This is a genomic window from Hyphomicrobium sp. 01T421 (assembly GCF_056398805.1).
Genome location: NZ_JBFTQC010000001.1, coordinates 516830 through 528628, shown reverse-complemented (window position 1 = coordinate 528628; position 11799 = coordinate 516830). Strand labels below are relative to the sequence as shown.

At 60.8% G+C, this 11799-nt stretch carries 12 protein-coding genes and 1 other RNA gene; 3 read left to right on the top strand and 10 right to left on the bottom strand.

Annotated elements, in window-relative coordinates; all coding sequences use genetic code 11:
* Positions 1-48: 48 nt before the first annotated feature.
* The 6 genes from AC1DK3_RS02465 to AC1DK3_RS02440 all read right to left on the bottom strand — a co-directional run bounded on the left by AC1DK3_RS02465 (position 49) and on the right by AC1DK3_RS02440 (position 5524).
* On the bottom strand, positions 49-762 hold the full coding sequence (locus tag AC1DK3_RS02465; RefSeq protein ID WP_477190709.1) for a phosphatidylserine decarboxylase: 714 nt from the start codon (positions 760-762) through the stop codon (positions 49-51).
* Between the two features lie 44 nt (positions 763-806).
* Positions 807-2273, bottom strand: coding sequence for a Do family serine endopeptidase (locus tag AC1DK3_RS02460; RefSeq protein WP_477190708.1), 1467 nt, complete (start codon positions 2271-2273; stop codon positions 807-809).
* 203 nt (positions 2274-2476) lie between these two features.
* Positions 2477-2662, bottom strand: coding sequence for a DUF2065 domain-containing protein (locus AC1DK3_RS02455; protein ID WP_477190707.1), 186 nt, complete (start codon positions 2660-2662; stop codon positions 2477-2479).
* Positions 2659-3558 carry a protease modulator HflC gene (hflC, locus tag AC1DK3_RS02450; RefSeq protein WP_477190706.1) on the bottom strand — a complete coding sequence of 300 codons (900 nt, stop codon included), beginning with the start codon at positions 3556-3558 and terminating at the stop codon, positions 2659-2661. The genes AC1DK3_RS02455 and hflC overlap by 4 nt, the downstream gene beginning before the upstream one ends.
* Position 3559: 1 nt before the next feature.
* Entirely contained in the window at positions 3560-4759 is a 1200-nt protein-coding gene (gene hflK / locus AC1DK3_RS02445; protein WP_477190705.1) for an FtsH protease activity modulator HflK, read from the bottom strand.
* A gap of 240 nt (positions 4760-4999) precedes the next feature.
* Entirely contained in the window at positions 5000-5524 is a 525-nt protein-coding gene (locus AC1DK3_RS02440) for a dihydrofolate reductase (RefSeq protein WP_477190704.1), read from the bottom strand.
* 157 nt (positions 5525-5681) lie between these two features.
* Between AC1DK3_RS02440 and AC1DK3_RS02435 the strand changes: the two genes are divergently transcribed.
* Positions 5682-6179: a hypothetical protein gene (locus tag AC1DK3_RS02435; RefSeq protein WP_477190703.1), complete on the top strand. Its 498-nt coding sequence runs from the start codon at positions 5682-5684 to the stop codon at positions 6177-6179.
* A gap of 6 nt (positions 6180-6185) precedes the next feature.
* Here AC1DK3_RS02435 and AC1DK3_RS02430 read toward each other — a convergent pair whose 3' ends face one another.
* Positions 6186-6980: a thymidylate synthase gene (locus AC1DK3_RS02430; protein ID WP_477190702.1), complete on the bottom strand. Its 795-nt coding sequence runs from the start codon at positions 6978-6980 to the stop codon at positions 6186-6188.
* A gap of 57 nt (positions 6981-7037) precedes the next feature.
* On the bottom strand, positions 7038-7802 hold the full coding sequence (locus AC1DK3_RS02425) for a lysostaphin resistance A-like protein (RefSeq protein WP_477190701.1): 765 nt from the start codon (positions 7800-7802) through the stop codon (positions 7038-7040).
* A gap of 263 nt (positions 7803-8065) precedes the next feature.
* Here AC1DK3_RS02425 and ssrA point away from each other — a divergent pair.
* Both ssrA and AC1DK3_RS02415 read left to right on the top strand, forming a co-directional pair.
* Positions 8066-8458, top strand: a transfer-messenger RNA (tmRNA) gene (gene ssrA / locus AC1DK3_RS02420).
* Positions 8459-8578: 120 nt separating this feature from the next.
* Positions 8579-9259, top strand: a complete 681-nt coding sequence (locus AC1DK3_RS02415) for an SspB family protein (protein ID WP_477190700.1) — start codon at positions 8579-8581, stop codon at positions 9257-9259.
* Between the two features lie 64 nt (positions 9260-9323).
* On the opposite strand, the gene AC1DK3_RS02410 is transcribed toward AC1DK3_RS02415, so the two are convergent.
* A complete protein-coding gene (locus AC1DK3_RS02410) occupies positions 9324-10175 on the bottom strand; it encodes an AbiJ-NTD4 domain-containing protein (RefSeq protein WP_477190699.1) in 852 nt (283 codons plus the stop codon).
* Positions 10176-10543: 368 nt separating this feature from the next.
* Positions 10544-11731 carry a BaiN/RdsA family NAD(P)/FAD-dependent oxidoreductase gene (locus AC1DK3_RS02405; RefSeq protein WP_477190698.1) on the bottom strand — a complete coding sequence of 396 codons (1188 nt, stop codon included), beginning with the start codon at positions 11729-11731 and terminating at the stop codon, positions 10544-10546.
* Positions 11732-11799 lie beyond the last annotated feature (68 nt).

Genomic DNA, 11799 nt, shown 5'->3' with positions numbered 1-11799 from the left:
GCAGGCTCCTTATGGTCCATGCCTCAAGTTTCAACGGCGGGCGCGACCTCAGGCGTGGCGCGCTTCGCGTTCCGGCTCGATCGATTGAAGATCTGCCAAAACCGTCTCGCCTGCAACCGCACGCTGACCAACGCTGACGAGAGCGTTTTTGCCGGGCGGCAGATAAACGTCCACACGCGACCCAAAACGGATCAAACCGAAGCGTTGGCCGGTTCCGAGTGTGTCACCGACCTCGCAAAAGGTCACGATGCGGCGCGCCACAAGTCCTGCGATTTGCACCACGCCGACGTCGCCTTCGGCTGGCGTCTCGATGACGATAAGCCGGCGTTCGTTGTCTTCGCTCGCCTTGTCGAGAGCTGCGTTCAGAAACGTGCCCGGTACGTAGATTGACCGGACGACGCGGCCCGCGATAGGCGCGCGGTTGATGTGAACGTCGAACACCGAGAGGAATGTCGAAATCCGGGTGCGCGGCTCCGTGCCGAGGCCCATCTCGGCGGGCGGCACGACTTTCTCGATGCCGGAGATCTTGCCGTCGGCTGAGGAAACGACGAGGCCCGGTCTCAGCGGTGTCACGCGCTGTGGATCACGGAAGAAATAGATGACCCATGCAGTGATGCCGGCGCAGATCCATCCGAGCGGCGGATAGAGGAAGAAGAACAGCAACGTTACCGCGGCGGCGATACCAACGAACTTGTGTCCATCGGGATGCACGGGCGATAGCTGGTCGAAAATCGTATCGAGAATGCCGTGACCTTTGGACACGAATTACCTCCTGCCGAGAATTTCTGCTTCCGATAGCACGCGGGTTACGTCAACGGCACTGCGACGAAGCGGAGATCGCCCTTACTGTCCTCGACGCGCAGAAGCACGGCCTTGCGGCCGGCCTTCTTGACCTTTTCGACGCTTTTCGCGACGTCGTCGGGTTCGGAGACGCTGTCCTGCGCGGCTTCGACGATGACGTCGCCCGGCTTCAGGCCTTTGCTCGCGGCGGGGCTTTGGGGATCGACCTGCTCAACGACGACGCCTTTGATCTTGTCGTCCAGATTGTACTTCTTGCGAAGTTCGTCGCTCAGGGGCGAGAGCGTCAGCCCGATGATTGCCGAGCCCTTCGGATCAGCCTCTTTGCCGAGGTCGTTTTTGAGGTCGCTGGCGTTGTCGTCGTCGTCTTCGAGACGGCCGACCGTCACTTGCGCGTTCTGCTTCTGACCTTTGCGAAGAAGTTCGAGGTCGACGGCTTGGCCGACCTCAGCCTGGGCGACCATCTTCGGCAGGCCGCGCATCGTCGTCACGTCCTTGCCGTCGAACCGCAAAATGACGTCGCCCGCTTCGAGCCCGGCTTTGGAGGCCGGGCTGCCGGGCGTTACGGCTGCAACGAGAGCGCCTGTGTTTTCAGGCAATCCCAGCGTCTCGGCGATGTCGTCGGTCACGGTTTGGATTTTGACGCCGAGCCAGCCGCGCCGCACTTCGCCGTACTGCTTCAGCTGATCGATGACTTTCGCGACGGTGTCGGACGGGACTGCGAAGCCGATGCCGATCGATCCGCCAGTGGGTGAGATAATCGCTGTATTCACGCCGATGACTTCGCCGTTCATGTTGAACAGCGGGCCACCGGAGTTGCCCTTGTTGATCGCCGCGTCGGTCTGCAGATAGTCGTCATAGGGCCCGGAATTGATGTCGCGGCTTTTCGCCGAGATGATGCCGAGCGAAACCGATCCGCCGAGGCCGAACGGGTTGCCGATGGCCATGACCCAATCGCCGACGTCGATGCCGGAGGATGGGCCGAATTTCACGTCCGCAAGCGGCTTCTTCGGCGTGACCTTCAAAAGCGCGAGGTCGGCCTTGGTGTCGCGGCCGATGATCTTCTCGACGACGAGCTTGGAGCCGTCATGGAAGTTGATGTCGATTTCCTCGGCACCTTCGATGACGTGATTGTTGGTGACGATCAGGCCTTCCTTGCCGTCGATCACGAAGCCTGAGCCCAGAGACGAGACCTTGCGGTCGCCGTGGGGCACGCCGCCGCGCTTGTTGAAGAAGTCATCGAAAAAGTCTTCGAAGGGTGCACCCTTCGGAACCTTCGGCAGCGGGTTGCCGGCCGGGCCTTTGACAGTTTGAGATGTCGCGATGTTGACGACCGCATCCTCGAGACGCTTTGCGAGGGGTGCGACGGACGCCGGTCCGGTCGCGAAATCTGCCAGAGCAGGTCCTGCACCCGCTGAGCCCCACAGCGCGACGAAGCCAACACTGACAAGAAGCGCCGAACGTTTCTTCATCATCGCGAGAACTCCAGGGGCTGATCGTGTCGTACGCTCGTTTCGGCCGGGTGGGGCGCTTTTGGCGAGTTCCCCGGATTGGCAGGCGTTATTGGCGCAACATCCAAGCGTCAACATGGCAACTTTAGCATACCGTCAAGGCGCGGGGATAAGTTGGGTCGTTTCAGCCCTATCCCTTGGATCATCCCCTTGGATCATCCCTTGGCTCATCCCCGGGCCACCCAAACGACAAAAACGCCGAGCGCCACGGCGGCGACGGCGCAGGCCTGGATGTGGCCATTGCTGAAAGTTGAAATTTCTTCAAGGGCCCGCCGCGCCTTTTGAGGCGCGGCGGCCCAGAGGAGGCCCTCGAGGACAAGGGCGATGCCTAGCCCCGCGAGGAGATCGTTCATCGCTGGTCGGCGTGAACCGGCGGGGCCGGCGCCTTGCCGTTAGGGTCCTGGAAGTACCGGAAGAACTGGCTGTCCGGAGACAGCAGCATGCGGGTGTCTTCCGGCTTGATAGCCGTCGTGTAGGCTTGCATTGACCGGTAGAAGCGGAAGAATTCCGGGTCCTGGCTGAAGGCATCCGCGAAGATCCGGCTGCGCTCGGCTTCGCCGTCGCCGCGGATTTCATCTGACTTCTGCGTCGCCGTCGCCTTGATGATCGTCACGTCCTTGTCGGCGTTGGCACGAATGCGGTTGCTCTCCGCTTCGCCTTGAGCACGTAGCTCCGTCGCCTCACGAACACGGTCCGCCCGCATCCGGTCATAGACCTTAACGAGGTTTTCCTTGGGAAGGTCAGCGCGCTTGATGCGCACGTCGACGACTTCGAGACCGTAGTCGCGGCCTTCCTTGTTCACCTGCGCGGCGATCTCCTTCATCAGGCTTTCGCGCTTGTCCTTGACGACTTCCTGCAGAGTTGCAGAGCCAAGAACACGACGGATTTCAGATTCGATCAACGGGCCTACGACCTCGCGAACGCGATCCTCGTAGCGCACGTTCTGATAGAACTTGAGCTGGTCGGTGATGCGATAGCGGGCGTAAGCGTCGACGATCAATCGCTGCTGATCGGACGCCGTCACTTCCTGCTCGGTCGTATCGAGGTCGAGGATGCGCTTGTCGAACTTCTCGACGGTGTCGATGAACGGCACCTTCCACTTCAGGCCAGGCGTCGTGATGGCCTGCTGCGGATTACCGAAGCGGAGCACGAGCGCCTGCTCGTTCTGGTGCACGATGAAGGCGGAGGCGTAAAGCCCCAGCGCCGCGAGACCGAGAACGGTCAGGATAAAAGCGAAGAACGCTCGCATATTATTTCGCTCCGTCGGGCTGTTGCTGGTCGCGCTTCTGGAGCTGCTCCAGCGGCAGGAATGGGATTACGCCCTGGCCGCCGCTCTTTTGATCGAGAATGATCTTGTCGGCTCCGGACAGAACGCGTTCCTGCATTTCGAGATAGAGCCGTTCGCGCGTGACGTCCGGCGACTTCTTGTATTCGTCGTAGACCTTCAGGAAGCGGGCAGCCTGACCCGTCGCCTCGGCGACCGTCTGATCGCGATAGCCTTCGGCGGCGGCAACGATGCGGTCGGCATCGCCGCGGGCACGCGGGGTCACCTGGTCCTGATAAGTCTGAGCCTGCTTGACCAGGGTTTCCTTCTCCTGACCGGCAGCGGCGACTTCGCGGAATGAACTGATGACTTCCTGCGGCGGATCGACCTCTTTGAGCTGGATCTGATCGATCTTGATGCCAGCACGATAGTAATCGAGCGTCTTCTGCATCAGATTGCGCACGTCTTCCTGTATCTTCTGGCGGCCACCCGTCAGAAGCGGCTGAAGGGCCGACTGACCGACAACTTCACGCATGGCGCTCTCGGCGACCTCACGAACGGTCGTCTCGGGCTGCGCTATGTTGAACATGTATTGTTCGACGCCCGTCTCTCCGGTTGCCGGATCCGATTCAGGGCTGATGCGCCAGAAAACAACGAAGCGAGCGTCGACGACGCTGCCGTCGCCCGTCAGCATCAAGCCACTATCCTGGCCGCCAATAACGCTGCGGCCGGCGCCGACTTCGATCGTACGCTGCTGCGTAACTTTCGGGAGACGAACTTCCTCGATCGGATAAGGCCAGCGGAAATGCAGGCCCGCCGGTTCCCACCGGTCGAACTTGCCGAAGCGCATGACGATGCCCTGCTCGTCCGGATTGACGCGGAAGAAGAAGCCGTAGAACGAGACGCCTGCAAGCAGCAGCATCGCGATCAAGAAAAGGAAAGGTTTCGGTACGCCGCCGCCGAAGTTGCCGCTACCGTTGCCGTTGCCGCCGCCGCCGCGCATCACTTGGCGCACGCGATCCTGGCCACGGCGCAGAATCTCATCGAGATCGGGCGGTTCTTTACCACCACCACCGCCACCACCGCCGGACGGACCCCAGGGCCCTTGGCCCCACGGGCCACCACCGCCCTTGCGGCCGCCATTCCCACCGGGGTTGCCGCCACCGCCTTGACTCGTCCAGGGCATAACTCAGGGCCTCATTGAATTTGAGTTGAAGAGTGAAATCGCGACCCCCGCTTTGAATACGCCGGCAACAGATCGCTGTCGCCGATTGTTAGACATGCACCACAAAGGGTTGAGCCACGTCGTTAAAAGAGATTTCGCGGAGCTTATAGGGCAGGGCCCGATCGATCGCAAATTCCGCTTTTTTTGGCTAATTCCAATTTGGTGGCTCCGCGCACGCCTTCAAGTGCGGCGTGTCGCTTCTTATGCCGATGTTTTCAGGCGATCGTAAACGATTAGCGTCGATGCATGGTCGTCGCGAGGGCCATGCGGCAGCGCCTCCTCGCTGACTTTTTGCCATTGGCCGGCGTCGAGCGGCGCGAAATGACGGTCACCGTCAACTACCGCATGAACGCGAGTTAAGTAGATCCGATCCGAGACCGGAAATGCCGCATCATAGATCGCCGCACCGCCGATAACCATGATCTCCTCGGCGCCGCGCGTTTTCGCGAGAACGCGTCCAAGGGTCAGCGCGTCGCTCACCGTCTCGCACGTCGAGACGCCGGCCACCTCGAATGACGGGTCTCGCGTGACGACGATGTTATCGCGACCGTCGAGCGGCTTGCCGATCGATTGGAATGTTTTGCGGCCCATGATGATGGGCTTGTCCAGCGTGAGGCGACGGAACGTCTTGAGGTCGGATGAGAGCCGCCACGGCAAGCCACCGTCGCGGCCGATGACGCCGTTCTCGGAGACGGCGACGATAAGTGAAACTGTTATGTCATTCATCCGGATCGCATAGCAACGGCGGCGGCAAGAAGCAAACCCGTGAAATGAACGGCGGAAATACGAATTCCGTTGAAGTGAGCTTTTCAGCAACTTGCTCTTTGTGCGGAGGACGTTCTAGCCTTCGTCTCAAAACCGGGACAACGGGGAACGTCAGGCAATGCAAAGGCGATTGGTCTATGGGTTGGCGGCCATCGCCACGTGTCTTTTCACTGGCATCGTCAGCGGCGGATGCGCTGTCTACATGGCCGCGAACCAACCTAACGCGAAGGACCTTAATGTCCTGTCGGCTGGTCAACCGAGGGCGAGATTGATCGCGGAACTGGGGCCGCCCGTCAGCACCCAGACAGACAAAGGCGTTCGCACCGATATCTTCAGTTTCACCCAGGGCTACAGCGGCGGCGCGAAGGCGGGCCGTGCCATTCTGCACGGCGCCGCTGACGTCTTCACGATGGGCCTATGGGAGGCGGTCGGAACGCCGACCGAGGGCTATTTCAACGGAACGCCAATGAGCGCTCAGGTGACCTACGACCAGAATGACATCGTTACCGCGGTCGTGCCTCTCAAGGGCTCGGAGCAACTTCAGGCAGTGACGACGGACGCCAAAACCGATACCAAACCTCAGGCCCGCGACATTCAAACCTCGAGCACGCACTAACCGCCACTAAACCGCAACCGGCGCCTTGATGTGCGGGTGCGGATCGTAGCCCGTCAGCTCGAAGTCTTCGTATTTGAAGTCGAAGATCGATGACACGGCGGGATTGATCTTCATCTCAGGGAGCGCGCGCGGTGTGCGCGACAGCTGCAGATCCGCCTGCTCCAGGTGATTGAGATAGAGGTGCGCGTCGCCGAACGTGTGGACGAAATCTCCCGGCTTCAGTCCCGTCACCTGCGCCATCATCATCGTCAGCAGCGCGTAGCTCGCGATGTTGAACGGCACGCCGAGGAACACGTCCGCCGAGCGCTGATAGAGCTGGCAAGAGAGCTTACCGTCGGTGACGTAGAACTGGAAAAGGCAGTGGCACGGCGCCAATGCCATTTTCGACAGGTCGCCGGGATTCCAAGCCGTCACGATGATGCGGCGCGAATCGGGGTTGCGCTTCAGATCGTCGACGGCGTTCGTGATTTGATCGATGGTCGCGCCATCGGGGGCTTCCCAGCTTCGCCACTGCTTGCCGTAGACCGGACCGAGATTGCCTTCCGCGTCGGCCCATTCGTCCCAGATGCTGACGCCGTGCTCCTTCAGATACTGGGTGTTCGTCGCGCCCGACAGAAACCACAGCAGCTCGACGATGATCGACTTCAGGTGCAGCTTCTTCGTCGTGACGAGGGGGAAGCCTTCCGAAAGGTCGAAACGCATCTGGTGGCCGAAGACCGAAAGCGTGCCGGTGCCGGTGCGGTCTGTTTTCTTCGCGCCTTCGGTTCTGACGCGGCGCAGCAGGTCGAGGTATTGTTGCATTTAATGAGCACTAATCGATTCTGGACCGCGGATCGATTCCAGTGGTTTTCCCCTCACCTAGCCGAACGATCCCGCGGCCGAGAAAGCCATCAAGAGGATGATCAGCGAGTTGTAGGCGCCATGACAGACGATTGGAGTCAATAGCGACCCGGTGCGCTCGCGAAGCCACGCAAGATAAAGTCCGATCAGCGTTATCGCAGCCAAGCCGTAGAGCGAATAATTGGCATGCAGCAGGGCCCACGTCACCGCGGTGATGACCGCCGCTCCGATAAATCCCAATGGCGACGGCCTGAGGGCTCCGAAGAGCAAACCCCGGAACAGGCATTCCTCAGCGAGCGGCGCTCCGATACCGGCGGCCAGAAGAATGAGCCACCACGTCCGCGACTTCATCATCTCGGCGAAGGGCTGCAGGTCGTGCTGCAGTGCGTCCGGATTGAAAACGAAAACAAAGGAGGCAAAGAGCATCGCGAGCGCCATCAGCACGACGACGGAGAGCGCGAGCGTCTTGATACCGCCCGGCGGCATGTCGAAATTCAAAAAGGGCGCGCCCGCAACGCGCCTGCGGCGAGCATTGGCCAGAAGTACAGAGACGACCGTCACCGCCTGAAAAGCGAAGAGCGAAATGGCGACGCGTCCCGTCATCAGGGCTTCGGGTTCGCCGGCCGCGAAGGCGCGAGGCTCCTTGATCTGGCTCCACATATCGAAGACGGCGGCGGCGCCGTAGCCCGAAACTGTCGCCAGTACGACGATCGCGACCGCCAGGCAGACACCGGTCGCCACCCATTTCCAAATCTGAGTTCGACTTTGCACGTGACCTTGCATTCGACTTTCGGTTCGACCCTGAAGGCAACCCAACACCCGGGCCGGGCCCGGGCCGGGACTGGGATTGAGACTGGGACCTTATCTTGCGACGATACGCTCACTCTATAATTTCTTGGGCTGAAGTTCTCCCGCCCGCAGGCGCGTCACGATCAAATCACGGCGCCCAGCGGCAAAATCGGGTGTCCTGTTCACCAATCGCTCGGTCCAATCGTCGCCCTGCCGATCACAGATTTCTTCGTCACGGCGAGCACATAGGCGCGGAAACGCTTTTGTTCGAAAGCATTGCACCCTATATTCGTTCTGCTGGCTTGCCAGCTATGGCGATAAACGCGGTCGTAATAAGCCGATCGGACCCGGGGGCGGTACCCGGCGCCTCCACCATTTTCTCGCTGGGGTCTTTCGACTCCCCTCCGGGGAGCCGGCCGAAAGGCCCGGTAGGTATGGGGGCGAAATAGGATCGACGAAGGCGTAAAGGACTTAGCTTTTGCCCGGCATGATACCACCGTTATCGGGTCATACAGAGTAGTTGCAAATGACAACTATGCTGAGGCTGCTCTCGCTGCGTAATGCAGTGCGAATAGCCTGAACTTGAAGCCCTTATCCGTAGCAGGATAAGGCGCGGTCCGGAGGGCACCGGGCAACAGAAGCCCTCCACTTATTCTCTGCGTCCCTTTAGAATGTTCCTGGCACTCGGACTTGACGAGACGGGACTTGACGGGACGGCAAATCTGATTTCAGAGGTCAGAACGAAGTGTTCGCGAATTGAAGGCTGAGGCATGGCATCGGGGCCGTCCATAGATTACGCAAAGCTACAACAGGAGGCGATGCGAGGCGTTGTGCGCGCGGTTCTGCAGCAGGTCGTCAAGACCGGGTTGCCCGACGAGCACCATTTCTACATCTCGTTCCATACGCAGGCGCAGGGCGTAATCCTGTCGAAGCGGCTCAAGGAAAAATATCCGACCGAAATGACGATCGTGCTCCAGCACCGGTTCTGGGATCTGATCGTTTCGGAGGACCGGTTCGAGGTCAAGCTCACCTTCGACGGCATCCCCGAAAGGCTTGTCGTTCCGTTCGCCGCCATCAAGGTCTTCATCGACCCGAGCGTTCGCTACGGGTTGCAGTTCGACGAGGAAGCGAGCGATCGCGACGCGCCGTCCGTGCCGCGTGCGGTCACCGCGGACGCGACCTACGACGTCGTCGACGCAACGGATACGCCGCGCACGCAATCCAAAAAACCGCGAGCGCCCCGCAAGCCCCGCGGCGACAAGGATGCGCCAAACAGCGCGCCGACGCTGGTTGCCGTGAAATCCGTTCCTTCCATCCCGCCCAATCCGGAGCCCGCCTCGCGCGCCGGAGAGGAAGCTCCGAAAGACGGCGATGACGCCGACGCCGCTAAGGAACAGGCCCCCGAAGGCGGCGCCAAAATCCTGAGCCTGGATCAGTTCCGGAAGAAGTAGGCGGGCCTGCCGGTCCGCATTCCGCTCGACTGATCGAATATTGACCACTGTGCCTCGTACGCCGCTACGGGCTGCGCCCGAGCAGATACGACACGAACGACGCGCAGGCGCCCAGCATGAACAATGCGTCGGCCTCGTCCACCTGCGCCTCGTCGCTGAACACGAGTGCGTGGCGCACGCCTTCCTCCTCACTTGAATAGCCGTAGAGCGACCCGAACGCCGCCTTAAGACTGCCATGCAGATGGCCGCGCTGCTCTATTACCTTGAGGGCCCCGCCCAGGGTGTTCGTGTTCGGCGCGAGACGCACGGCCATCGCTTCGACGGCATGAATGCTTTCACGCACGCTACCCGGCCAATCCCCGTTGCGAAGTGCAACACCCGCCGCGATGAGTTGCTTGCGCGCGGCGGTGGCATTCTTCGACTCCGCGTCCGCAATGGCGCGCTCGAATACCTCCGCCTGCTCATCCGTGCCGATGGCGGCAATATATTTGTTGTCGAAGACGCGATACGCGGAGCGCGCCGTCACTAAAGCGTCCGCAAGCTCGCGCTTAAGCTCGCCGCTGCAATTGGGATGCAGGAGGAAGAATTCGACTAGATCGAATAACTTTCCAATGTCCGCACGCTGAATGAAGAAGTTTAGATTCTGCTCGATATCAACGGCGCGGTTCTTGAATTTGTCTGCCGGCTGCTTGAGGAAGAGAACGTGCAGGTCCATGGCGACCCGCCTCCATTCGTCTTTAAAATAGTCGTCAGCATACGGCAGATGCCGTGCTTCGCGGTCGATTTCGAGGCTGATGTAATAATAGAGCAGACGCCGCAGTTCGACGGATACTTCGCCCATCTTGAGCTGCGGCGGGATTGGCTCAAGGCCGGTGCGTTGGGAGAATGGCACGTAAGGCTTGGAATCGCTCTGCATGCCACATTATAGGTGGAACCGCAGTTTCGGAGCGCTCGCACCAGTAAAAAAGATGTTCACGACGACGATTGTCTTGCCGCGAACGCAGCCTTTTGCCCGACCTGTCACTGTGGATGCCATCACATCGGTTGTGAAGGCCCCCGAAACCGATAGCGTCGCTGCCTGACGCCACTAACCATCCTCCAAACTTCCCCACCGAAACCTGTCCCCGCTCTCGTGCCGCGAGTCATGTATGGATTGAGCATGCGGGGTCGCGCGGAGAAATCGGCATGCCGCGGGTTCGCCGACTTCCATTCGACGGTATGGGAGTAGCGGCCTTTGACTCGAAAGAGACGCCAGCCGCGCGACAGCTTCGCTGAGCCAGCGACCTACAGGGCTTGACCTGCCACCCAGCCGCTCGCCCAAGCCCATTGAAAATTATAGCCGCCAAGCCAACCGGTCACGTCTACCGCTTCGCCAATCGCGTAGAGCCCGCTCACGTTCCTTGCTTGCATGGTCTGCGACGACAGCTCGTCGGTGCTGATCCCACCAGCGGTCACCTCGGCTTTGGCGAACCCTTCGGTGCCGGTCGGGCGAAAGCGCCAGTCGGAAAGCCGCCGCTGAGTTTGTTCGAGTATCCGGTCGGGAATGTTTGCGAGCTCTCCGCTGAGCCCTGTGCGCTCGGCCAGAGCTTCGGCGAGGCGCGCAGGCAATGCATGCGACAGCACGGAGCGCAGCGCGGAACGGGGGTGGCTGCGCTTGGCCTCAAGGAGCCAGGACGATCCGAGCTGCGGCAGAAAGTCGATCCCGATCTCTTCGCCCGGCGTCCAGTACGAGGAGATCTGCAGTATGGCCGGTCCCGAAAGCCCCTTGTGGGTAAACAGCGCAGCCTCGCGAAATGCGATGTCGCCACATCGCGTGACGACATCGGCCGAGACACCCGACAGCGACTGGAAGAGCGTGTCGTCTCTCCCAAGCGTCAGCGGCACAAGCGCCGGCCGGGGCGCGAGGACCGCGAGGCCGAACTTGCGGGCAAGATCGTAGGCAAACCCCGTCGCCCCCATTTTCGGTATGGAAAGGCCACCAGTCGCGATCACGAGTGCAGGCGCGCAGGCTGTCTCATCACCGCAGCTGACGCGGTACATCCCATCGGCGTGCTCCAACTCGCGCACAGCGTTGCCAAGCCTCAGCTCGACGTGTCCTTTGGCGCACTCCTCGAGGAGCATGGCGACGATCTGCCGGGCCGAGCCGTCACAGAAAAGCTGTCCCAGCGTTTTGTCATGCCAAGATATACGATGGCGCTCGACCAAGGCGATAAAGTCTTCGGGGCGAAAGCGGCGCAGCGCAGACTTGGCGAAGTGGCGGTTCGCGGACAGATACCGCTCGGGCGGCGTATGGAGATTGGTAAAATTGCAGCGGCCGCCACCTGAGATAAGGATCTTCTTTCCCGGCTCGTCGGCATGGTCAATCAAGAGCACCTTGCGTCCGCGCTGGCCCGCCGTGAGGGCACACATCAGCCCCGCCGCACCTGCGCCTAGTATGATTGCGTCATAACGACTGGATGCTCTCGTGCTCACGGACCTGCTGCGCGACCTCTCTTGACCTCAGATTTAGGCAGAGGCTGCATCAATACTGTTCCATCGAG

What these genes read in the sequence shown, in the direction of transcription:
- AC1DK3_RS02410 (WP_477190699.1), bottom strand. Translation starts at nt 10,175, where the DNA reads ATGCAGAGCGATTCCAAGCCTTACGTGCCATTCTCCCAACGCACCGGC.
- AC1DK3_RS02440 (WP_477190704.1), bottom strand. Translation starts at nt 5,524, where the DNA reads ATGAATGACATAACAGTTTCACTTATCGTCGCCGTCTCCGAGAACGGC.
- hflK (WP_477190705.1), bottom strand. Translation starts at nt 4,759, where the DNA reads ATGCCCTGGACGAGTCAAGGCGGTGGCGGCAACCCCGGTGGGAATGGC.
- AC1DK3_RS02460 (WP_477190708.1), bottom strand. Translation starts at nt 2,273, where the DNA reads ATGATGAAGAAACGTTCGGCGCTTCTTGTCAGTGTTGGCTTCGTCGCG.
- AC1DK3_RS02430 (WP_477190702.1), bottom strand. Translation starts at nt 6,980, where the DNA reads ATGCAACAATACCTCGACCTGCTGCGCCGCGTCAGAACCGAAGGCGCG.
- AC1DK3_RS02425 (WP_477190701.1), bottom strand. Translation starts at nt 7,802, where the DNA reads ATGCAAGGTCACGTGCAAAGTCGAACTCAGATTTGGAAATGGGTGGCG.
- AC1DK3_RS02415 (WP_477190700.1), top strand. Translation starts at nt 8,579, where the DNA reads ATGGCATCGGGGCCGTCCATAGATTACGCAAAGCTACAACAGGAGGCG.
- AC1DK3_RS02435 (WP_477190703.1), top strand. Translation starts at nt 5,682, where the DNA reads ATGCAAAGGCGATTGGTCTATGGGTTGGCGGCCATCGCCACGTGTCTT.
- AC1DK3_RS02455 (WP_477190707.1), bottom strand. Translation starts at nt 2,662, where the DNA reads ATGAACGATCTCCTCGCGGGGCTAGGCATCGCCCTTGTCCTCGAGGGC.
- hflC (WP_477190706.1), bottom strand. Translation starts at nt 3,558, where the DNA reads ATGCGAGCGTTCTTCGCTTTTATCCTGACCGTTCTCGGTCTCGCGGCG.